The organism is Enterococcus mundtii (assembly GCF_002813755.1).
GTDB lineage: Bacteria > Bacillota > Bacilli > Lactobacillales > Enterococcaceae > Enterococcus_B > Enterococcus_B mundtii.
In genome coordinates, this window is the sequence record NZ_CP018061.1 from 118888 (window position 1) to 142089 (window position 23202).

General features: G+C 37.5%; 21 protein-coding genes and 1 pseudogene. 17 read left to right on the plus strand and 5 right to left on the minus strand.

Going from position 1 to position 23202, the window contains the following annotated elements; all coding sequences use genetic code 11:
* Positions 1-203: 203 nt before the first annotated feature.
* From EM4838_RS00605 to EM4838_RS00620, 4 genes are all read left to right on the plus strand, one after another.
* Positions 204-470 (plus strand): lactococcin 972 family bacteriocin, encoded by a 267-nt coding sequence (locus EM4838_RS00605; RefSeq protein WP_086335383.1) that lies wholly within the window; start codon positions 204-206, stop codon positions 468-470.
* Between the two features lie 98 nt (positions 471-568).
* Positions 569-2737, plus strand: a complete 2169-nt coding sequence (locus tag EM4838_RS00610; protein WP_130029226.1) for a hypothetical protein — start codon at positions 569-571, stop codon at positions 2735-2737.
* Between the two features lie 5 nt (positions 2738-2742).
* On the plus strand, positions 2743-3378 hold the full coding sequence (locus tag EM4838_RS00615; RefSeq protein WP_202976743.1) for an ABC transporter ATP-binding protein: 636 nt from the start codon (positions 2743-2745) through the stop codon (positions 3376-3378).
* Positions 3379-3395: 17 nt separating this feature from the next.
* Positions 3396-3818: a hypothetical protein gene (locus EM4838_RS00620; RefSeq protein ID WP_065096980.1), complete on the plus strand. Its 423-nt coding sequence runs from the start codon at positions 3396-3398 to the stop codon at positions 3816-3818.
* Between the two features lie 526 nt (positions 3819-4344).
* Here the strand turns inward: EM4838_RS00620 and EM4838_RS17090 are convergent.
* A pseudogene (locus EM4838_RS17090) lies at positions 4345-4446 on the minus strand (SOS response-associated peptidase); the annotation flags it as partial.
* Between the two features lie 426 nt (positions 4447-4872).
* On the opposite strand from EM4838_RS17090, the gene EM4838_RS00630 reads away from it, so the two are divergent.
* From EM4838_RS00630 to EM4838_RS00660, 7 genes are all read left to right on the plus strand, one after another.
* Entirely contained in the window at positions 4873-6492 is a 1620-nt protein-coding gene (locus EM4838_RS00630; protein ID WP_071866574.1) for a glycoside hydrolase family 13 protein, read from the plus strand.
* Between the two features lie 352 nt (positions 6493-6844).
* On the plus strand, positions 6845-7099 hold the full coding sequence (locus EM4838_RS00635; RefSeq protein WP_071866575.1) for a type II toxin-antitoxin system Phd/YefM family antitoxin: 255 nt from the start codon (positions 6845-6847) through the stop codon (positions 7097-7099).
* Positions 7084-7353, plus strand: a complete 270-nt coding sequence (locus EM4838_RS00640) for a Txe/YoeB family addiction module toxin (protein WP_071866576.1) — start codon at positions 7084-7086, stop codon at positions 7351-7353. The genes EM4838_RS00635 and EM4838_RS00640 overlap by 16 nt, the downstream gene beginning before the upstream one ends.
* 221 nt (positions 7354-7574) lie before the next feature.
* The gene (locus EM4838_RS00645; protein WP_010736432.1) at positions 7575-8009 is read left to right on the plus strand and encodes a MarR family winged helix-turn-helix transcriptional regulator; all 435 of its coding nucleotides are present in this window, start codon (positions 7575-7577) and stop codon (positions 8007-8009) included.
* Positions 8010-8105: 96 nt separating this feature from the next.
* Complete coding sequence (locus EM4838_RS00650) at positions 8106-9212, plus strand: NADH-dependent flavin oxidoreductase (RefSeq protein ID WP_071866577.1); 1107 nt, start codon at positions 8106-8108, stop codon at positions 9210-9212.
* Positions 9213-9228: 16 nt separating this feature from the next.
* Positions 9229-9906, plus strand: a complete 678-nt coding sequence (locus EM4838_RS00655) for a type 1 glutamine amidotransferase domain-containing protein (RefSeq protein WP_019722542.1) — start codon at positions 9229-9231, stop codon at positions 9904-9906.
* Positions 9907-9932: 26 nt separating this feature from the next.
* Complete coding sequence (locus EM4838_RS00660) at positions 9933-10793, plus strand: aldo/keto reductase (RefSeq protein WP_071866606.1); 861 nt, start codon at positions 9933-9935, stop codon at positions 10791-10793.
* 266 nt (positions 10794-11059) lie between these two features.
* Here the strand turns inward: EM4838_RS00660 and EM4838_RS00665 are convergent, their stop codons facing one another.
* From EM4838_RS00665 to EM4838_RS00680, 4 genes are read right to left on the minus strand one after another with little or no spacing between them, the layout of a single operon-like run.
* Positions 11060-11584: a hypothetical protein gene (locus tag EM4838_RS00665; protein ID WP_081367415.1), complete on the minus strand. Its 525-nt coding sequence runs from the start codon at positions 11582-11584 to the stop codon at positions 11060-11062.
* A 16-nt stretch (positions 11585-11600) separates the two neighbouring features.
* A complete protein-coding gene (locus tag EM4838_RS00670) occupies positions 11601-12806 on the minus strand; it encodes an ABC transporter permease (RefSeq protein WP_071866579.1) in 1206 nt (401 codons plus the stop codon).
* Positions 12803-13477, minus strand: coding sequence for an ABC transporter ATP-binding protein (locus EM4838_RS00675; protein ID WP_071866580.1), 675 nt, complete (start codon positions 13475-13477; stop codon positions 12803-12805). Before EM4838_RS00675 ends, EM4838_RS00670 begins: the two co-directional genes overlap by 4 nt.
* Positions 13461-14711 (minus strand): efflux RND transporter periplasmic adaptor subunit, encoded by a 1251-nt coding sequence (locus EM4838_RS00680; RefSeq protein WP_233433756.1) that lies wholly within the window; start codon positions 14709-14711, stop codon positions 13461-13463. The genes EM4838_RS00675 and EM4838_RS00680 overlap by 17 nt, the downstream gene beginning before the upstream one ends.
* A gap of 176 nt (positions 14712-14887) precedes the next feature.
* On the opposite strand from EM4838_RS00680, the gene EM4838_RS00685 reads away from it, so the two are divergent.
* The 6 genes from EM4838_RS00685 to glpO all read left to right on the plus strand — a co-directional run bounded on the left by EM4838_RS00685 (position 14888) and on the right by glpO (position 23201).
* On the plus strand, positions 14888-16027 hold the full coding sequence (locus EM4838_RS00685; protein WP_071866582.1) for a sensor histidine kinase: 1140 nt from the start codon (positions 14888-14890) through the stop codon (positions 16025-16027).
* 23 nt (positions 16028-16050) lie between these two features.
* Positions 16051-16728, plus strand: coding sequence for a response regulator transcription factor (locus tag EM4838_RS00690; protein ID WP_071866583.1), 678 nt, complete (start codon positions 16051-16053; stop codon positions 16726-16728).
* A 275-nt stretch (positions 16729-17003) separates the two neighbouring features.
* Positions 17004-18302: an FAD-dependent oxidoreductase gene (locus EM4838_RS00695; RefSeq protein ID WP_071866584.1), complete on the plus strand. Its 1299-nt coding sequence runs from the start codon at positions 17004-17006 to the stop codon at positions 18300-18302.
* On the plus strand, positions 18292-19752 hold the full coding sequence (locus EM4838_RS00700; protein ID WP_071866585.1) for a helix-turn-helix domain-containing protein: 1461 nt from the start codon (positions 18292-18294) through the stop codon (positions 19750-19752). Before EM4838_RS00695 ends, EM4838_RS00700 begins: the two co-directional genes overlap by 11 nt.
* Positions 19753-19864: 112 nt before the next feature.
* Positions 19865-21361 (plus strand): glycerol kinase GlpK, encoded by a 1497-nt coding sequence (glpK, locus tag EM4838_RS00705; protein ID WP_071866586.1) that lies wholly within the window; start codon positions 19865-19867, stop codon positions 21359-21361.
* Positions 21362-21377: 16 nt separating this feature from the next.
* Positions 21378-23201 (plus strand): type 1 glycerol-3-phosphate oxidase, encoded by a 1824-nt coding sequence (glpO, locus tag EM4838_RS00710; protein WP_071866587.1) that lies wholly within the window; start codon positions 21378-21380, stop codon positions 23199-23201.
* Position 23202: the final 1 nt, after the last annotated feature.

The window sequence follows — 23202 nt, forward strand, 5'->3', positions numbered from 1 at the left end:
GGAATATTCAAAAATAAAAAGAATGTATTTATACATTCAGATAAAATTTGGATTGAACCACTTATTGGAATTATACTTTTGATTATATTTATTATTTTTTCAACTATTTAATTATGGCGAATTTTATAATGAACTTAGCCACCTAAGGCATAAAAAACGCCATCGTTTAATTTTAAAATCAGAAGGAGGATATTTATGAAATAATAGTTGTTTGTACATTATCTTTAATTGTCTTGGCTACTGGTGGTATCGCTGCCTCAGCAGCAACGGAATACCCTGATGGTGGTACATGGAATTATGGTGTCGGTATCACAGGTTCATATTCTGATTATTTCCATGGTACTAAACGCCACAGCGCTACTGTAAAAAAAGGTTCAGACGAATCTTATCAAGCTCAAGGGGCTGGAGTGTGGGCTAAGGCTCGTCTTGGCGCATATTCAGGATGTAATTTCTATTATAATTATTGGTAGAATGGCTTTGAGAGAGTACACATATTCTCTCAACTATAATAGGAACGGAGCGTATGTATTTTACGTTCCGTTTTTCTTTAAAATTTGGGGGAACTACTTTGAAAAAAACAATGATCTTATTCCTATCTATAATAACCATTCTAATAAGTGTTGCATTTGCACTAAATAAAAAATCAGAAGAAGATAAATATTATGATAATATTGAGTTAACTAGTAATTCCACTCATTTTTTCATAAAAGATTCGGATATATCAATTGATGATCAGTTATCAGAGTTTGCTTCTTTATCAAAAAAATACAACGCTACATTTATTCGTTCTGATATTTTAACAGAAAATGGAAAAACATATATTTATAAGTCAGGTATATATTCTACTAATTATTTTGATCAATTGGGTATCAAGCTAGCAAGTGGAAAAATTCCTGCTTCTAATAATGAGTTTCTTGCAAATTATAATACTGAAGATAACAATCAAAGTGGCCGTATTTCGAATATGTTTTCTGATAAGAAGTTGATTTTTGGAACATTGCAGGATTTTTATACTAAAAATAAAATGAGTGTAAATGGCAGCTATACACTTATATCAGAATCAAAAGATTCAGCTGATATTTTAAATCAGATTTCTACAGTTTTTAAAATACCTAAAGATGAACTGTTAAAAGCTACTTATGAGCAAGCATATGGCCAAGGAACGATATACTTGTTAGTGTTAGTGTTATCAATCATTATCATGGCAATATTCTGTCTGATGAGTGCATTTTATCCAATTGCTAAGTTAAAAGAAATCGGTGTGATGAAATTGCTTGGCTTTAAAGATATAGATATTTGGATAAAGCTTAATAAAATTATATTATTAATCCCTGCGCTTTTCTATATATGTACACTGCCTATTCAATTCTTTATTATTCCAGATAGCAATCTATCTTATTTCTTGGAATTAACGTTAGTTGAATTAGTTGTTTTTGTATTAGCTTGGGTATTTTCTTTAGTAATGTTAATCATTATTAGACGCTATAATCTCTCGGATATTTTAAAAAATTTCTTTAATTTAAAATTTTCACTTTATTTCAGTTATCTATTGAAGTTTTTCGTTTTCGTTGCCGTTGTTGCCGTTATTCCTTTGTTAGTAACAGAATTAAATACTCTACATAAGGACTTAAAAGCAAAAGATTTGTATGAACAGCAGAAACATTATCTTACACTATCAAAGTTTAACTACGTTGATGATGAATTCCAAGAGTCTCTCCAAGGGAAAGGAAAATTAGATTCTAAATTAATTAATCTGTATAAAGAGTTAGATACTTCAGCTGATATTCAATATGTTTCAGTAAGTAATATAAATGCTACCGTATTTAACGGAGCTAAAATAAATACAAGCAAATTTAAAAATATAGAATTTGATGATTCGGACGATTACCTAATTATGAGTGCTAATGAGAACTATCTGAAAAGAATTCAATTCAAGTTACCAACACCTTCATCAAAAATATTTTCTGAAACAGAAATGACTTACCTAGTTCCTGAATATTTGAAAAAAGATTTTGAAAAAACAGAATTTTTTATAAGAATTCAACTCGCATCTCTTCTATCGGATAACTCGTTTGAAAATATTGAAGATATCCCAATTAGGTTTATCTTTTATCCAAACAATGAAAACGAAATATTCTCTGAAAATATAGAAATGATAGGGAATAATAAGACGTTTATAAAAAATCCGATTATTTTTTGCATAAATAACAATACAATAAACACAAGTAGTATGTTCTTGAAAAATAGTCCTTTAAGTAATCCACTTAGAATTGAGAATACTAAAGAAAATAAACTTGCAATAAGTGAGGCGATAATAAATAACAGCCTTGAGAATAATTCTATACAATTTGAAAATATTCTTTCCACAGGCTTTGCACAAGAATTGCTTATTTCACAATCTAGTGTAGGGATTTGGATTACTATCCTATGTCTAACGATTTCAGTTAGTGTATTAGCTTCTTATTACATTATATTGATTATTTTGGCTTCCAAGAGAAAAGAAATGATTGTATCAAGACTTTTAGGCTATACTTTCTATGATAGGTATCGCAATGAAATTTTCTATTTCTTTTCCATCTATATTTTTGGACTGATAGAAATAGTCATTTTGAATAGGCAACTACTGTCAATTCTTGCTTACTTGTTACTAGTATCAATAGATATTTTTATTATTTTCTTAATGGTTACTCGATATGAAAAAGGAACACTTAGTGCAGGTTTGAAGGGGGACGTATGATGAGTATTATTAATATCAAAAACTTCAATAAAAGTTTCGGTGATAAAGTCGTTTTTAAAGATTTTAATTTAGAAATCAATGATGGCGATATGGTTGCAATAACCGGTCCTAGTGGGTGTGGAAAAACAACTTTGCTTAATACTATTGGCTTGATTGAGCCAGTGGAACAAGGTGAATACCATATTTTTCAGAAAGCAGCACCAAAAATAAATTCGAAGCAAGCCAATAAAATGATTAGAGAAAACATTTCATATTTGTTCCAAAATTTCGCATTAGTCGACAATTTTACTATAAAAGAAAATTTAATGATGGCGTTAAGGTATGTGAAACAAACAAAAAAAGAAAAAGAAGAGTCAATAGATAATGCACTAAGAATGGTTGGATTAGAAAATTATCAAAAATTAAAAGTATTTGAAATTTCAGGTGGAGAACAACAGCGAGTTGCTATTGCTCGTTGCCTCTTAAAACCAAGTAAAGTTATTCTCGCAGATGAACCAACTGGATCACTGGATACAAAAAATAGAGATGAAATTTTAGCAATCTTGAACCAGTTAAATGCAAGTGGGAAAACTATTATCATAGTAACACATGATAACAAAGTAGCAGAGAGTTGTCATCATACTATTGGACTCGGTGTATAAAAAAGAAGGAGCTATAAATGAAATTACAAAATAGAACACTTAAGAAACTATCGATTTTGATTCTTTTGGTAGTTGGTGTTATTTCTTCCTTTTTATATGTAACATCACGATTTGATTCGCTAAATAAATTTAATCCTCTAGTAAAAATGCAAGTTGGATACGCAATTGTACCTGAAAAAGTGACATACAATGGTGGAAAAGAATATGCGGATGATGGAAAGCGTCAAATACCAGATGATTATGAGAATATTGAAGTAATAAATTCAACTACTATGAAAATTGAAAAATTAACATTTAAAGGTGGGCAAGCTCCAGAAAATCATAATTATGTTAAAGTTCGTTATAAAGGAAGCTATGTATACAAAATAACGTTTATAACAGATGATTCAGTCCCTAGCGATGTGATGAAAGTAATAAGAAAAAATAAAACCGCTGAATAACAAAAATTGGTAAAAAACTAAATTCAGAAATTAAACTAAGACATACAAAAAGGAATCCGTTTCGGTGGCGAAGCCAAACAGAAACGAATTCCTTTTTTTGATGACATATAGCCCCATATTCTAACAGGGGGCTAACAAGTAACAGGGAACTGTCTCAACTACCCTATTGAGGCTGATATATCAACGTTCTTGTTGTCACATTCCATTAGGAATGGTCACACGATTCTTCCCTATTTTTCTGGGTATTCTTTATTGAGTAAATGATTCTTTTCAACCTCTTCGACGAATGGCCGATATAACTGTCCATTAAAAATTTCAAAGTTCCTTTCTTTGAACGCCTATGTTCTCATCTATTTACTATAAGATATAAATATCCTTTTTATCTATATCAGAAAAATATTCACTCTGTAAACCTGAATTTGATCTACAATGCTCTAAATAAAATTCCATATTTCCCTAATTGACTTTGCTTTTCTTTGGATTGTTCCTGGGCTAATTGTTTATTAGTTTCATGGAGTTGCTTCTAAATGATAAGCGGCATACGATCATGGACAGGTGAAGCCGATTCGTTGGGTTTTGTGGTTATAATAATTGATTCCATTTCAAATCCTGCACCGGTCTTATGTGTCATTTTTCTAGATAAATAGAATAAATTTTCAGCGATAAGAGACAAAACTAACTAATTTTTCCATGATAGATATTTTAAATATCTCAATCTATCTCCAAAATTCGTGGCTTTTATGGCTATTATTGACTATGAATATGACAAATAATTAGAAAAAACTGTGCCAATTAAACATAAAAATTACAAATGATATACTAGTGTCTATCTAGGGTACACCCTAAACAGACATGGTGATAGCAATCTGTACTTATTCCAATCAATAGTTTCTGTTTTAAGGCGCTAATCCATTGATTGAAACTTTCTCCACGCTCTTTTTTATTTCTAAACCCCAGATTTTAATGTTATCGGTAACATTCTTCTGCCTGTTTACTCTTGTTTTTGTAAGCGTTACAATTCTTTAAGAATAGGACAAAACAAATGGAGGATCATATGGAGAAAAAATGGTGGCATCAATCAGTTGTATATCAAGTGTATCCACGTAGTTTTCAAGATACCAATGGGGATGGAATCGGTGATTTAAGAGGGATTATTTCAAGATTAGATTATTTAACCTATCTAGGGATCGATACGATTTGGCTTTCTCCTGTCTATGAATCCCCAAATGATGATAATGGCTATGACATCAGCGATTATGAAGCAATCATGGCTGAGTTTGGGACGATGGCTGAAATGGACGAACTGATTGAGGAAGCGAAGAAATCAGGCATCAAAATCATTTTGGATTTAGTCGTCAACCACACTTCTGATGAACATCCATGGTTTATCGAATCACGAAAAAGCAAAGACAATCCATATCGAGATTATTATATTTGGCGTGATCCAGTAAATGGTGACGTGACTAATTCACTACGTTCGATCTTTAGTGGACCGGCTTGGGAATTTGATGAAACGACAGGTCAATATTATTTGCATCTATACAGCAAGAAACAACCTGATTTGAATTGGGAGAACGAGCTGGTCAGACAAGAAGTTTATGACATGATGAATTTTTGGATCGACAAAGGAATTGGTGGGTTTCGTATGGATGTCATCGATACGATCGGCAAATTACCGGATCAAGAAATTACCAATAATGGTCCCCGACTCCATGAATATTTACAAGAAATGAATCAAGCAACTTTCGGTGATAAAGATTTGATGACGGTAGGAGAAACTTGGGGGGCAACGACAGAAATCGCGAAGCTTTACTCAGACCCCAAACGAAATGAGCTATCCATGATCTTCCAATTTGAACATATGACTTTGGATCAGCAAGCAGGCAAGGATAAATGGGATCTAAAAGCTTTAGATGTCTCTGAACTGAAACAAGTCTTGTCCAAATGGCAGACAGCATTAGGTGATGAAGGTTGGAATAGCTTATTTTGGAATAACCACGATTTACCGAGAATCGTTTCACGTTGGGGAAATGATCAAGAATACCGCGTGGAAAGTGCAAAGATGTTTGCTATTTTACTACACATGATGAAAGGTACTCCTTACATTTATCAAGGAGAAGAGCTAGGCATGACGAATGCTCCAATCCAGGACATTTCAGAAGCCCAAGACATCGAAACAATCAATATGTATCATGAGCGTTTCGCATCTGGCTATCGTAAAGAAGAGATCTTGCAGTCTATCAATGCCAAAGGGCGTGACAATGCGCGTACCCCAATGCAGTGGGATGAAACAGCACATGGTGGATTTACGACAGGAACGCCTTGGCTATCCGTCAATCCAAACTACAAAACCATCAATGCGAAACAAGCAGTCGCAGATCCCTCTTCGATTTTCCATACGTACAAACGCTTGATCGAGTTACGCAAACACAATGAGATCATCGTTTGGGGAGATTATGAATTGTTGATAGAAACGCCAGCTGAGGTCTTTGCTTATTATCGTACACTAAATGAAGAACGCTGGTTGATTGTCTGTAACTTATCCGAGCAAACGCATGAATTGATTATTCCGCAAGAAGCGACGGAACTGATCATTGCCAACTATGATCGAGAAGTACCTATGGGAGAAGTTGAATTACGTCCTTATGAAGCGTTTGTGGTGAAAATTAGATAATGAGTGATAGAAGTGCTTAGCTCCGAGAAATAAGCGTGAAATACCAGAAATTGTTCTTGGAATTTTTGAGATGTACGCTTATTTCACTAGTAGTTATTTCTGGAACATCGTTCATTCGGTTTAAGTGTGCAAGATTCCTAATATCTTCCAGCCTATTGTTGCATTCTTTAAGATAGGCTGGAAAATATTGTATAAAAAGCTATGTTTCTTTCTTTTTGATCAGTCAATTAAATCAAAGGATAAAGCCTACATTAACAAGAAGTATAAGACAAAATTCAATAAATTCACGCTTGTTGACGTACGCTTTTATGTACGTTATACTTAATAATAATAAAGAAGGATGTGAATAGAGATGGAAGTAATTACACCAACGAAGGCTCGAAATAATTTGTATAGCTTGATTAAGCATGTTGTGGCGGACAATCAACCGGTTGAAATTATCAATACTAAAAGTGAAGATGAAAGTGTAGTAATTATTAGTAAGGCAGATTGGAATGCAATTCAGGAAACGCTGTATTTACAAAATACAGGGGTACTTAATCAGATTAAGCACTACGAAGAGGAAGAAACGGAAGAGTTAGGTGAGATTGATTGGGATACCTTATAGAAATTAAAAAAAATGCAAAAAAAGATTTTACTAAACTTAAAAGTGCAGGGTTACATAAAAAGTTTGATGAATTACTCAAGGTCATTCGAAAGAATCCTTTTCAGTCACCGCCACCGTATGAAAAACTAGTAGGAATTCCGTATTACTCAAGAAGAATCAACATTCAGCATAGACTAGTTTATAGTGTGGACATTGAGAGGGAAATAGTAACAATTCTTTCCGTCTGGTCTCATTATGAGCGTGGGTTGTTTTAAAGTGCGTAAACTGAATTGCTCATTTCATGATATATGACTGTTTAGACACTACAGTGGAAATTTGCCCTTAGTTATTTTACACATTCTAAAACTGAATAGATGCTTCTACATATCATTGTATTTTTATAGGTGATCATTTGAAGTACATATGAATGCTATCCTCCTCTTTGACAAATCAACTAAATCATACTATGATATGTACGCTAACAGGAGGTGTAAAAATGGGGAAATCAATTGAACGTTCGTTAGAAGAATGTCTTTTTTTTAGTGTGAAGAAGCTCGATCGAGTATTGAATAAATTAGCTGATGAAGCCTTCAAGAAAACGGGACTTGCACCTACTTATGGATTTATCTTACTGATTTTGAAAGAAAAAAACGGTATTCCTCAAAAAGATATCGCGCAGATGTTGTATTCAGCGCCTTCAACGATTGCACGTTTCGTAGAAAAATTAGAATATAAAGGCTATGTCAAAACGGTTACAGAAGGACGGTTATCTTTGGTATTTTTAACTGATGAAGGTCGTGAATTTGTCAAAGAGATCGACAGTAGTTGGGATGAGTTGCACCATGCATATAAAGTTGTTTTAGGTGCTGCCGAGAGCGAGCGGCTTTCTCAAGAGCTGAATGAAGCGACCAATAAATTACAAAAAAAATAAAATTTTTTAAACATAACAGTTGCATGTACAACTAATCGTATGGTTAAATAAATACGAGAAAAAATAAGTGACATTCGTCATATTGGAGGAAGAAGAATGGCAAAATTCAATGAATCAATCACATTTCCATCAGGTAGTGAGCTGAAAAATCGGTTGATGCTATCACCAATGACTACAGAACTTAGCTTTTTTAATGGGGTAATCACAAAAGACGAGATCGAATACTATGTACAACGCTCAAAAGGATTAGGAGCAGTGATCACTGGTGCGGCAAATGTGCAAGACATCGGTAAAGGTTGGCCAGGTGAATTGAGTATCGCCCATGATGAAATGCTTCCTCGTCTAAGCGAGTTAGCACAAGCCATTCAAGGCGAAGGCGCCAAGGCAATCGTGCAGATCTTCCATGGCGGTCGTATGACAAGCCGTGCGACATTATCAGGAGAACAAACAGTATCTGCTAGTGCGATTCCAGCAGAACGTCCAGATGCCGAAACACCTCGGGCATTAAGTGATGAAGAAGTTAGTGAAACGATCCAAGCATTTGGCGAAGCAACACGCAGAGCCATTGAAGCAGGATTTGACGGAGTAGAATTACATGGTGCGAATACTTACTTGATCCAACAATTCTTTTCTCCTCATTCGAACCGTAGAGAAGATCAATGGGGTGGTTCTTTAGAGAAACGTTATCATTTTATTGAAGAATTATTGAAATCTGTCTTCCAAGCAGTTGAAACACACGCAACCAAACCATTTATTGTTGGCTATCGTTTTTCACCAGAAGAATTTGAAACACCAGGTATCCGTTTTGAAGAAACGATTTGGTTGATGGAACAATTACGTGAAACGAAATTAGACTATCTGCATGTTTCATTGAATACCTATGATCGTGTGGCTCGTTCTGAGACCTACAACGAAAAATCAATTCTTGAATATGTCCACGAAACGATTCAAGGGAAAATCCCGTTAGTAGGTGTCGGTAATGTCCGTAACCGCAAAGATGTCGAGTCTGTGTTAGCTCATGCGGAACTCGTAGCAGTAGGTCAACAAATGTTGGTAGATCCAGAATGGGCGGTCAAATTATTAGAAGGTCGAGATGCTGAATTTGTGACGAAACCTTTTTCTGAAGCATACAAAGACTTGTATTTACCAAGTCCGTTGTATAATTTTCTTGATCAACGCTATGGATCAACCATCAATATCTAAGAAAGAAGCTGAAAAAATGAAAGTTTTGATTGTTTTGACAAATGTAGAAAAATACGACAATATCGAGCGTCCAACAGGTTTATGGTTAAGTGAATTGACTCATTTTTATGATGTATTAGTCAAAAACAAGATCGAAGCTGATTTTGTTAGCCCGAATGGCGGATACGTACCATTGGAACCAAAAAGTATATTAGATATGGACCAAGTGGATTGGACCTATTACCAAGATGAAGACTTTCGTAATCGTGCGTTAGGTCAAACGTTACGTCCGGATGAAGTGGACCCAACAGAGTATACGGCGATTTATTATGCTGGTGGTCATGGAACGATGTGGGATTTCCCTGGCTCAGAAAAATTAGCAGAGATTGGTTCTGCGATCTACAAAAATAATGGGATCGTATCAGCTGTTTGTCATGGTGTCGTAGGCTTATTACCTGTCGTTGATGAAAACGGACAGTCCATTTTAGCTGGACGTAAAGTGACTGGCTTTAGTAATGAAGAAGAGGAATTAAACGGAACAACGAATAACGTACCATTCCTGACCGAAGATTCATTGAAGGAAAAAGGGGCCGATTATCAGGCAGGGAAAGCTTTTACTGAAGTGGTTCATGCAGATGGGCGTTTATTAACAGGACAAAACCCACAGTCTGCACATTTATTAGGAGAAAAAGTCGTTGCTGAATTGACGAAATAACGTGGAGTTTGGAGAGAAAATCAATGATGGAAACACGGACCTTGAACAACGGATTGACAATTCCTGTACTTGGATTTGGTGTCTTTCAAATCTGGGATCAAGAAGAATGTGAGCAAGTCGTTTTAGAAGCGCTGAATGCTGGCTATCGCCTGATTGATACTGCGGCTGTTTATTACAATGAAGAAGCCGTTGGTCGGGCAATCAAAAAAAGTGGGATTCCAAGAGAAGAGATCACTATTACAACCAAGTTATGGGTCACTGATGCTTCTTACGAGGGCGCATACAAAGCGTATGAACGTTCTTTACAAAAATTAGGGGTAGACTATATTGATATTTTCTTGATCCATCAACCTTACAATGATTATTATGGTGCATGGCGTGCCATGGAAGAACTCTATGATGCAGGCAAAGTAAAGGCGATCGGAGTCTCCAATTTTTCAACAGGTCGTTTGACTGATTTGATTTTGAATCATCGGATCAAGCCAGTGATCAACCAAATCGAACAACATCCATACCGTCAACAAAAACAACAAAGAGAAACAGCCACGCATTTTGATGTCGTGACTGAAGCATGGAGTCCCTTTAACCAAGGAAAAGATGGGATCTTTGATGAACCAGTTTTAAAAGAATTAGCTGAAAAATATCATAAAACTGTCCCACAAATCATCCTACGTTGGCAAACACAACTAGGGATCATCACGATCCCTAAGTCTGTCCATGTGGATCGTATGAAGCAAAATATCGCCATTTTTGATTTCCGATTAACAGAAGAAGAATTAAATTTGATTGAACAGCTCGATCAAGCACCAGAGTCAACCGGACCTCGTGAACATCGAACCTTAGTTGAAAATCTGCATAATATCTCCATTGATCAAGCAAAACAGTAAATGATATGCTGATGCATTCAAAAAGAGAGCATAGAAGCTTGTAGTGTTTCTAAAAAGTAGTTCTTTAATACTTAGTGCGGGTAGAAAACAGTCTTGTTTTCTACCCGCACTTTTTTTGTTGAAAAACTTAGAAAACTAGGATCATATCATTCTCCAAACAATTGGATAGGATCGAAGTATCAATCTAGATAGATTGGTGTGTGATTTTAAAGTATAAGGGTGGTACATTTAGTTTTTTTTTCTAATCAACCAGCTTTTCTAGCTATCTAATGGACTTGCATGACGATGACTTTGGTGGCAATAAAGGTATCGCCAACTTGTTGACCATAAAGATTGACGGATCTTTCAAGCTGTAAGTCTGCTCTTGAGCCTTCAACGATTCGAGAGTTTTGAGTTTGTGCATCATAAATAACAACTGTAATCTCAGTCTCACTGGTAATAGTAAAGCTTAATTTTTCGTCAGAGGAAACGGCCATGTCATAGGATTCTTCATCTTCATTTTTTTGATAAAATTTTGTGATCTCTAGTTCAAATTGATCACCATTCATAGACACAAGAATCCCAGACTCATCTGCTTGATCAAGTAAATCATTGGCACGATCAAAATCTGTTTGCTCGTTGTAGTTTTGCTCATCATCGCCACTTTGACTCGTTTCGGTTTGTTTTTGTGGGGGAGTGATTTGTGCATTGGTGGGGACGTTGTCATTGTTCACCTGTGACTGGTTGGTGGTAGCACCACAGCCAGTCAATACTATCGCTAAGAAGAGAATGGATAACATTCTTTTTTTCATAAAAACACCTTCCTGTTTATTCATATCGTAATGCTTCGATTGGTTTTAATTTTGACGCTTTATAGGCGGGTAAATAACCAAAAATAGTACCAATCAGCATCGAAAAAGTAACACTGATCAAAATAGAAAGCAGAGATATCGTCAGTGGGTAATTGAGCAGATTCAGGGCGACCAGACTGATGATCGTGCCTAAAATTATACCAATCAATCCACCAATTACTGATAAGACGATTGCTTCTGTCAGGAATTGTCGCAAAATCACTTTTCGCTTGGCGCCTAATGCCTTCTTTAAGCCAATCTCTCTAGTTCGCTCTGTCACGCTGACCAGCATCGTATTCATGACTCCGATCCCACCGACTAACAAGGAAATACTGGCAATTCCGCCCAATAAAATCATATTTGAACGATTGATATCATCAGTCATCTTCTTTACTTCATCATAATTTCGAATGGAAAAAACAAAATCTGATGGTGGGATGCTTTTTGTCAGTTCATGGCTAGCCTGAACGACAGCTGATTCTAACACTTCTGCATTCGTAGCCTGAAACAATACCGTTGGCTTTTGATCAAGTTTCCCTTCAACTAGACGTTGGCTATTTCTAGGAATGAAAGCATATTTCCCTGAAAGTTGATCCGTTTCAGACTCTACGATACCGATGATTCGAAAAGGTGTTCCATTAATCTCAATCAGTTGATTTAAAGGGTTGCGATACTGAAAAAAAATCTCTGCCAAGTCAGCTGTGATCAGAGCGACTTGTTTTTGTGATTGTAATTCGGTTTCAGTCATTGCTCTACCTTTAAGAACCTTATGAGGCGTGATTTCAAAGAAACTTCCATCCATTCCTAATACTACGGCATCGGTCTGTCGCTCTCTTTGAAAGACCGGCAAATTAGCTTCATAGAATAAGCTGACATTCTTGGCATGATCGATAGTCAGTAATTTTTGGAGTTCACCATCTGATATCTGAGGAGAATAGTCAGGCAGCCGATCATTTCTACCATTTTCTCCGGCAAGAAAGGCACTTCTGGCGTCATATTCGATACGCATTGAATTAGTAGAACCGCCAATCATCTGCTTTTTCATATTTTCAGTATTTCCATTGATAATACTCACAATAGAAATGATTGAAGCAATCCCAACAATGATTCCTAACATCGTCAACAGGGAGCGTAAACGATGCTGGTAAATCGATTGAATCGCTAACCGAATATTTTCTTTCATTCTTTGACCTCCTCAACAATCACACCATCTTTTAAAAGAATTTGACGTTTGGCATAGTCAGCAACCTCTTGTTCATGTGTAATCAACACAACTGTCTTTCCCATATCATTTAGATTTGCGAATAGGGACATGATTTCATGACTATTGGCAGTGTCTAAGGAGCCGGTCGGTTCATCAGCTAAAATCACATTTGCCTCTCCAACCAGTGCTCGAGCAATGGCTACCCGCTGTTTTTGACCACCAGATAATTGATTGATCCTAAAATCGATTCGGTCAGCCAAACCGACACTTTCTAAGGCATGAATAGCTCGACATGTTCGTTCCTCTTGCATGACACCGGCATACAAAAGTGGTAAAGCAACATTTTGTAAAACGGACAATTTTGGCAATAGTTCAAAATTTTGAAAAACAAAACCAATTTTTTGATTGCGAATTTCAGAAAGATCGTCTTCGTCCATTTGACTGGTTATCTTGCCATCAATTAGATAGATTCCTTTTGTCGGTGTATCTAAGCAGCCGATAATATTCATCAAGGTTGATTTGCCGGAACCTGATCGTCCCATAATAGAAACAAACTCCCCATTGTCAATTGTTAGATTGATTTGATTCAAGACATGGATTTCACCAAGCCCTTGTTGGAACGTTTTACAGACATCAATTAGTTGGATCATTTGTTCTCACATCCATTCCTACTTTGACATCATTTGTGGGAAAGACAAGCTCGCTGTCCAAGTCTAGCTCACTTTCTAGCAAATACATTGCTTCATCCATTTCATCTTCGGACAACTCTACTTGTTTTTTGCTGATTTTATGATTTTCAACAACATAAATGAAAGGCTTGTCTTCTTCATAGAAAACGAATGATTTTGGCAGTTTGATTTCCGTTTGGTTGTCTTCGATCAGTTCCACGAAACAATGAGTACCAATGCTTGGTGGGGTTTCACTTTTATCCAAAGCGACTTCAAAGCTGAATTGGGATAAATTTGGGTTTGCACCTTGTTCTTCCACAACTACTGAAGGTTCTTTCATATCACCAACTCGTGTGATCTGTCCAGTCCATTGCTGACTACCGCCATTGCGATCCTTTAGTTGAACTTTTTGTCCCGGTTCCAGCTGACTGCGACGGAATTCATCTACGGTTCCTTTTAAAAACAGACGGCTTGTGTCAACGATAGTCATAAAAGGGGACTCTGGGGCTGCTTCACTCGCACTCATATTCATTTGTCGTTCATCAATATCTTTGACGATTCCGTCAATACCAGCCTCCACGACATCTGAACCATGTTGTTCTTTGACGGAGTTCAACTCCAATTCTGCTCGTTCTAGTTCTAAGGTTGCATCGCCTATACTATTCTCTGAATTTTGAGCTTCCATCAATAGTTGACTTTGTTGCATTTCTAATTCATTTTTGCGGTCTTCTAGTGCTTCTTTATCTTCATCCTTTGCGGTAGTGATTTTTTGTTTGGTCTCTTCCAATTGAGTAGTTACCTTGTTGTATTGTTCCCATTTCTGGTTTGTTTGTCGCTGGGCTTGTTCTACTGCACTCCTACGGTTTGCAGTGGTTTGCTCTGCTTCCTTAATAGCTAAAGATCCTTCAGGATTAGAATAAACAAACAGTGCTTGTCCGGCTTTCACTTGATCTCCCGCCGCAACTTTTTTTTCGACGACTGAGCCTCGCCCGCTATCTACCTTCACTTCAATGGTTCTCGCCGGTTCAATGACCCCCACCAAGTGAAAGTCATTTCTAGGTTGCAGATCTTGTAAAGATACACGCGTGATAGATGGGGCTTCTCGGCGATCACGCCTTAAAGTACTTGCCCCAGCTATACTCCCGATAACCAGTAGAGCACCAGTGACCATGATGGCTTTTTTAAAATTTTTTTTATGTTTTCTCAAACCTCTCACCTTCCTCATCGGTTAATTGGATGACTACCTTTATTTAAGCACTTCACCTACAAACGTTTTGAATGATTCTCTTAATATATTCTGAAGATTTCTTAAGAGATATTCTCTATTCGTTGTATCCTCGCTTTGTTATAATCTAGAATGAATGAAGACTATTTATTTGAAAGGAACTTTTCATGCATATTAAACATCCTCGCTTCGTTTTTTCTTTTTTAGGCATCTGCTTATTATTAGGAATCGTTTGGCTAATAAAGGAGACAAGAATCATTCACATGGTCATCGACGATTTTTTTTCAAAATTTGTCATGCAAGAAGTTGTTGGAACGAGTGACGGGGAAGGGGGGACGATTATTGGCAATTTTGTTGATTGGACGATGATCAAGCAACTCCTATTAGCATTCTCTCTCTTTCTTATTTTTATCGTTTCCTTAATCAACTATTTTATCTATCGCTACTACTCAAGAAAAAAGATTACACAAATCGCTGAAGGCATTCAGCCTTTTTTCTCTGGGTCTACGGAAGCTTCGACTAGAAGTATGCCAATCGATAATGAATTGTTAAAAATAAAAAATACGATGAACCGAAATGAAACCCTCCTAAAGGAAGAAACTCAACGAACAAAGGACTTGATCACTTATTTGGCTCACGACTTGAAGACACCTTTAGCCTCCGTGATCGGCTACCTCAACTTATTATTGGATACAAAGAACTTAACGAACGAACAAATGACTCAGTCTCTGACTATCGCTCTTGAAAAGTCTGAACGGTTGGAAACACTGATGAATGAATTTTTCGATATTACTCGATTCAATCTTCAAGATATCCAATTGTTTAAACGAGAACTTGATTTTGTGTTCTTATTAAAACAAATCCAGGAAGAATTTTACCCGTTGCTGAAAGAAAAAGGACAAGAGGTTCGGTATATCGGACCGGAAAGCTTGAAAATTGAAGCTGATAGTGAACAGTTAGCCAGAGTATTGAATAATCTGTTGAAAAACGCGATCGCCTACGCACCTGAACATACAATGATCACAATGGAACTATCGGTTTCTGAGCACCAAGCAACCTTTATTCTTGCCAATCAAAGTGAGCCCATCGAACAAGAGCAGCTAGAAGCATTATTTGAAAAGTTTTATCGCCTTGATCAAGCCCGTTCAACAAAAACCGGCGGTGCGGGACTAGGTCTAGCGATCGCCAAAGAAATCATTCTGGCTCATCAAGGAACCATTCAAGCTGCCAGCAAAAATAATGAGATCCAGATGTTTGTTACTTTGCCTTTGGGTAATGCAAAAATGAAGGGTTCAGAAAGCAACTAAGTTGAAAAGGACGGTCGATACGATTGGAAAAAATACTTTTAGTTGAAGATGAAAAAGAAATTTCAGACCTAATTCTCTTTTATTTGCAGAACGAGAATTTTTTAGTAACGACTTGCTCTGATGGGAAATCTGCTCAAACACAAATTGAACAAAATACATTTTCACTGGCAATTCTTGACGTGATGCTACCGGACATCTCGGGGTTCGAACTTTGTAAAGAAATCCGAAAAAATCATAACTATCCGATCATCATATTGACCGCAAAAACCGAGGAAATCGATAAGATCACAGGATTGACGATTGGCGCAGACGATTATATTACGAAGCCCTTTCGCCCATTAGAAGTAATTGCCCGAGTGAAGGCCCAGATTCGGCGATCCACTCAGTACAATGGATTTGATAAACACAAATTGATCGTTAAAGATTTGGTATTAGATGTTGATAAACGAAAATGTTTTTTACAGGAAGAAGAGCTTTTTCTGACACCAATCGAATTTTCCATCTTAAAATTATTGATGGAACGACAGGGACAAGTCATTAGCTCTGAAGAAATGTTTCAAGAAATTTGGGGCGAAAAATATTATACTTCCTCCAATAATACTATCATGGTCCACATTCGAAATTTAAGAGAAAAAATGCATGACACGCACAAGCAGTCTTCCTATATTAAAACGGTTTGGGGCATTGGCTATAAAATCTAAAGCTAAGATCAGAAAGCGTGGCATAAGTCAGGCAGTTTATACGCACAAAAACACAAGGGACATTCGAAAACCAACAAATTTCGAGTGCTCCTTGTGTTTTTATCTTCGATGTTTCAACTGATTTTTTTCGTTCGTCTAGCTCAATAGCGTGGCTTAGTGAACGGGATTGTCTGCTTATTTCCAGCGCGCGTCCACTACGATGCCCTTTACTGATTGAAACGTTTTCTAAGAAATGATACTCTAAGGATAACAGATGAAAAAGAGGAGAATAACATATGAGGATCGTAATCGTCGGTGGCTCATTTGCGGGCATTCAGACAGCTATTTCTTTGCGCAACGACTGTCCAGAAAGTGAGATAATCATTATTGAGAAGCAAGCGCGGATAGGCTTTATTCCGAATAGTGTCAATTTGATCTTAAAAGGGGAATTTCATGAAGAAGCGCATCATTATTGGATGACGAAAGAGCAATTGACTCAAGAACATCAGATAGCAGTACGGGTAGAAACAGAAGTGACTGCGCTAAACAGCGATAAAAACCAAATCCAATTAAATGATGGGGAAATATTGTCTTTCGATTTTCTTGTGATTGCGACAGGCTCACAACAACGCTTCCGTTTTAGTACACAAGAAAACGACACGATTTGGACAATCAAAGATCCTAAAACTTCGCAACAATTTCAACAACGTATTGGAAATGCAAAAAAAATCGCAGTGATCGGTGCAGGGCAAGTTGGCTTGGAACTCATCGAAGGATTAGCGAACTTAGGAAAAGAACTCCATCTGTATGAAAGCCAATCGACGGTTTTATTCCGCTATTTTGATCCAGAGATGATCAAGCCGTTGTATCGTGAGCTGGACAATCGAGGTATTCGTTTTTTCTTAAACGAACAAGTGCAAGAAATCATTGAAACAGAACAAACAGAGATCTTCACGGAAAAAAGAAGTGAGACGTATGATCTAGTCTTGTTGGCAAATTACACCCGTCCAGATAATCAGTTATGGGAAGCGTCTTTGCAATTGAATGATGATGGGACGATCTGGGTAAATGACTACCTGCAAACGTCACAGGAAAATATTTATGCGATCGGTGATGCCATCCAAGTAACTTATCGACCAACGCAAGAAAAAATGTACGTATCTTTAGTTAACAATGCGATTCGAACGGCGAAGATCGCGAGTAAAAATATCAGTGGGCAACAAAAGAAAGATTTAGGTACGTATCGACCAATCGGTAATCATTGGTTCGGGCATTATTTTGGCAGTGTCGGTTTAACAGAAAGCGAAAGTATCTTTTATCCTGGAAAAATCAACACACAATTATTAACGACCAGAGCTTCTGCGACAAATCAAGAATCAATCAAAATAAAAGTGCTATTGACGGAAGAAGGAAAATTGCTGGGGGCGCAATGTCATAGCCAAGCAGTGATTTTCTATCTTTTAGACCGACTGACTGTAGCAGTTGAGGAAGGATGGACACTCGCAGATCTGGAAGCGCGCGAATTCTTCTTTCAACCAGAGTATCGAGCGCCAACAGCTCTTGTAAAGGTGGTTGATTCTTTCGATGAAGATTGAAGAATTTTTAGAAAAAAAAGAGCAAACCCAAATTGAGATTTTACGAATGCTTGTATTAGAAGGTGGTTCCGCTTCAATCAATGAGTTGCGATCCTCTGTGAAATTATCAAAATCTGCCTTCGACCAATATATCGAAGACCTTGAATTGATCGGTCGTATGATGAAAACAAAGATTTCTGTCCGAAAAAATGAATTCCAAGTCGTCCTTGAATTAGATGAGCATACGAGTTTAGAAAAAATCATGCTTTTTTTGGTACAACAAAGCGTGAAATATCAGATCTTGACATATCTTCTTGAACACCAACAAGCTTCAAGTGTTCGTTTGGCAACAGCTTTTACAATCAGTGAATCCTCTGTCTTTAGAAAAACCAAAGAATTGAATCAGCTATTGAAAGAGTTCTCTCTACAGATAAAGAATGGACAAATCCAAGGAGAAGAGCTCCAGATCCGTTATTTTTATTATTCCTTATTTCAATTTTTCCCAGAGTCACAAAGACCACAGTATTTACAAGATACTCCAGATAAGCGTCCGTTGATAGTAGGATTGGCGCACGTGTTGAATACAACCTTTTCCCCACAATCATCGTCAAAAATTGCGACATGGATCGGTATTACACGGAAAAGGTTACTGTCAGATAAGATGAAGTTTTCTGGTACAAAAGAGAAAAAAGAAATATACCAAGAGGATCAACTGTACCAGACCATCCATCCGATGATTTCCTTATATCTTAGTCGAACAGCAGCTGATGTGACGGCGTATGAGTCGATGATGTTTTATAGTTTTCTCGTTACTTTCTCGGTACTGGAGGAAGAGACATTTTATCAATACGAGTTGACTCGTAGCAAAAAGTTACCTACAGCGGTGTTGGATACGTATATTCGAGAAACCATGCTGTGGCATTATCGACCAAGGCGTCTAAAAATCAAGGAAGAGAAAACAATTGGGTATCACTTGGCACAAATCAATAATGAGTTATACTTTTTTTCTGGCTATTTAACCATCTATGATCCGCCACACTTACTCATCCAACAACAACGCATGTTGGGTGATTCGTTGACTCAATTACTTGAACGATTGAAAAAAACGACAGTCGAACAGCTTCCTATGAAAAAATTGACCAATCAAGTTTTGGATAATCTGATGAGTCAATACGCGAATATTTTGATGATGATCGATTTCTATATTGAAAAATCTGTGGTTATTGGCATTGATCTACACTCCTTACCGATCTATCGAGTTGCTTTCCAACAGTTCTTGATTCGAGAGTTAAAGGGGATCAGCGGGATCGTGATCGAAGAAGTCCAACAAGAAAAAAGTTATGATTTTGTGATCACCTTCAATCAGGATAAAAAAGGTCAAGAGTACTATTATCTATCGGAGTTTGCTTCAAGTTATGATATTTTAAGGTTAAAGCAAAAAATCGAGCAAGAAAAAAAAGCCAAAAATTAAAAAACTGTCAAAAAAAAAGTGAATTGCTATTTTTTTGGCAGTTTCTACTCCTTAAATAGGTGTACCATAAAAGTAGTTAAAGAAAGCGTTTGCAAAAATGGAGGAGATCATAATGACAGAATCAACGTATATCATGGCGATTGACCAAGGGACAACAAGCTCACGAGCGATTATCTTTGATAAAAAAGGAAGACACATCGGTAGTTCCCAAAAGGAATTCACACAATATTTTCCCCGGGAAAGCTGGGTAGAACATGATGCGAATGAAATCTGGAACTCCGTACAATCAGTTATCGCAGGTGCGTTTATTGAATCTGGTATCAAGCCAACACAAATCGCCGGTATCGGTATCACGAACCAACGTGAAACAACAGTGATTTGGGAAAAAGATACAGGACGCCCGATTTATCATGCTGTAGTGTGGCAATCGCGTCAATCCGCTAGTATTGCTAACAAATTAAAAGAAGACGGACACCAAGAGTTTTTCCATGAAAAAACTGGTTTAGTCATTGATGCGTATTTCTCTGCTACTAAGATTCGCTGGATCTTAGACCATGTAGAAGGTGCACAAGAGCGAGCAGAAAAAGGCGAGTTGATGTTTGGAACGATCGATTCATGGCTTGTTTGGAAGTTGACAGATGGACAAGCACATGTAACCGATTACTCGAATGCGAGTCGTACAATGTTGTTCAATATCCATGAATTGGATTGGGATCAAGAAATTTTAGATCTACTGAATATTCCACGAGTGATGTTACCGAAAGTAACCTCAAATTCGGAGGTTTACGGTTATACACAAGGGTACCATTTCTATGGTAGTGAAGCACCGATTTCTGGTATGGCAGGAGACCAACAAGCAGCCTTATTCGGTCAAATGGCTTTTGAGCCAGGGATGGTCAAAAATACGTATGGTACAGGTTCATTTATTGTGATGAACACAGGTGAAAAACCACAATTATCTAAAAACAATCTGTTGACGACGATTGGTTACGGAATAAATGGAAAGGTTTACTATGCGCTAGAAGGTAGTATCTTCGTAGCCGGTTCCTCGATCCAATGGTTACGTGATGGTCTGCAAATGCTACAAAAAGCGAGTGATTCAGAAGATGCAGCGAAGCGTTCGACTAGTGATGACGAAGTTTACGTCGTACCTGCTTTTGTTGGACTTGGCGCTCCTTACTGGGATCAAGCAGCACGTGGCTCTATGTTTGGTCTTACTCGAGGAACAACAAAAGAGGATATCATCAAGGCGACACTACAATCCATTGCCTACCAAGTTAGAGATATCATCGATACGATGCAAGATGATACAGGCATTCAGATTCCTGTGTTAAAAGTTGATGGAGGTGCAGCCAATAATGAATACTTGATGCAGTTCCAAACCGATATCTTGAATGTACCGATCCAACGTGCCGGTAACTTGGAGACCACTGCATTAGGTGCTGCCTTTCTTGCAGGATTAGCAGTTGGTTATTGGAAAGATACGGATGAAATTCGTGAGTTTTACGAAGCTGGTAAAATCTTCGAGGCGGAAATGCCAGAAGAGCGTAGAGAAAAACTTTACACTGGTTGGAAAAAAGCAGTGAAAGCAACTCAAGCATTTGAGTAAAGGGAGGGAACACAAGATGTTTTCAAAAAAAACAAGACAAGATAACATTGACCACATGAAACAAGAAGAATTAGATCTTTTGATTATTGGGGGCGGAATCACTGGTGCAGGTGTAGCAATCCAAGCAGCTGCTTCAGGTATTAAAACCGGTTTGATCGAAATGCAGGATTTTGCGGAAGGAACGTCTTCACGCTCAACCAAGTTAGTTCATGGGGGGATTCGTTATCTAAAAACGTTTGACGTTGAAGTGGTAGCAGATACAGTAGGCGAACGTGCAGTGGTACAACAAGTGGCACCGCATATCCCTAAACCAGATCCGATGTTATTGCCGATTTATGAAGGAGAAGGCGCAACGACCTTCAATATGTTTTCTGTAAAAGTAGCGATGGATCTTTATGATAAATTAGCAAAAGTAACTGGAACGAAGTATGAAAACTATACGTTGACACCTGAAGAAGTTCTTGAACGTGAGCCGTTTCTTAAAAAAGATGGCTTAACAGGTGCCGGTGTTTACTTGGATTTCCGGAATAATGATTCCCGTTTAGTGATCGATAATATCAAAAAAGCGGCAGAAGACGGAGCATATCTGGTCAGCAAAATGAAAGCTACCGGTTTTATCTATGAAGGTGACCAGATCATCGGAGTCAAAGCGCGTGATTTGTTAAGTGATGAAGTCATTGAGATCCGAGCAAAAGTAGTGATCAACACAAGTGGACCATGGGTGGACAAGATCCGTAACCTGAACTTCAAGCGTGCGATCTCACCAAAAATGCGTCCGACAAAAGGCGTCCATTTAGTAGTAGACGCGAAGAAACTGCCTGTGCCACAGCCTACTTATTTCGATACAGGAAAACAAGATGGTCGGATGGTCTTTGCGATTCCTCGTGAAAACAAAACGTATTTTGGGACAACAGATACCGATTACCAAGGCGATTTTACAGACCCACAAGTAACACAGGAAGATGTGGATTACTTACTAGATGTGATCAATCATCGTTATCCAGAAGCAAATATCACTTTGGCTGATATCGAATCAAGTTGGGCAGGATTACGTCCGTTATTGATCGGCAATGCCGGTTCTGACTACAACGGTGGTGACAACGGTTCGATCTCAGATAAAAGTTTCCGTAAAGTTGTTGATACGGTGACGGATTATAAAGAAAGCAAGGTATCACGAGTAGAAGTCGAAGATGTGTTGAATCATTTAGAAAGTAGTCGTGATGAAAAAGCACCATCAACTGTTTCTCGCGGTAGTTCATTAGAACGTGAACCAGATGGACTAGTTACTTTATCTGGTGGTAAAATCACCGATTATCGCAAAATGGCAGAAGGCGCGATGAAATTGATCCGTCAACTGTTACAAGAAGAGTATGGTGTAACTGTAAAAGAGATTGATTCCAAGACTTATTCGATCTCAGGTGGCGATTTTGATCCGACGAAACAAGAAGAAATGGTCGAAGAATATACAAAAATCGGTGTGGAAGCAGGTCTTGATGAAAAAGATGCTGCATATATCGCAGATTTCTACGGAACAAATGCGAAACACATCTTTGAATTAGCGAAAGAAATGAGTCCTTATCCAGGATTGACTTTGGCAGAATCTGCACGTTTGCGTTACGGTTTAGAAAACGAAATGGTCTTAGTTCCAGGTGACTATTTGATTCGCCGTACCAACCATCTACTTTTTGAAAGAGATCAGTTAGATGCCATCAAACAACCGATCATTGATGCGATTGCTGCATACTTTGAATGGACAGATGAAGAAAAAGAACGTGAAACGCAACATTTAGAGCAACTGATCGCTGAGTCAGACTTACGTGACCTGAAAGGAGAAAAATAAA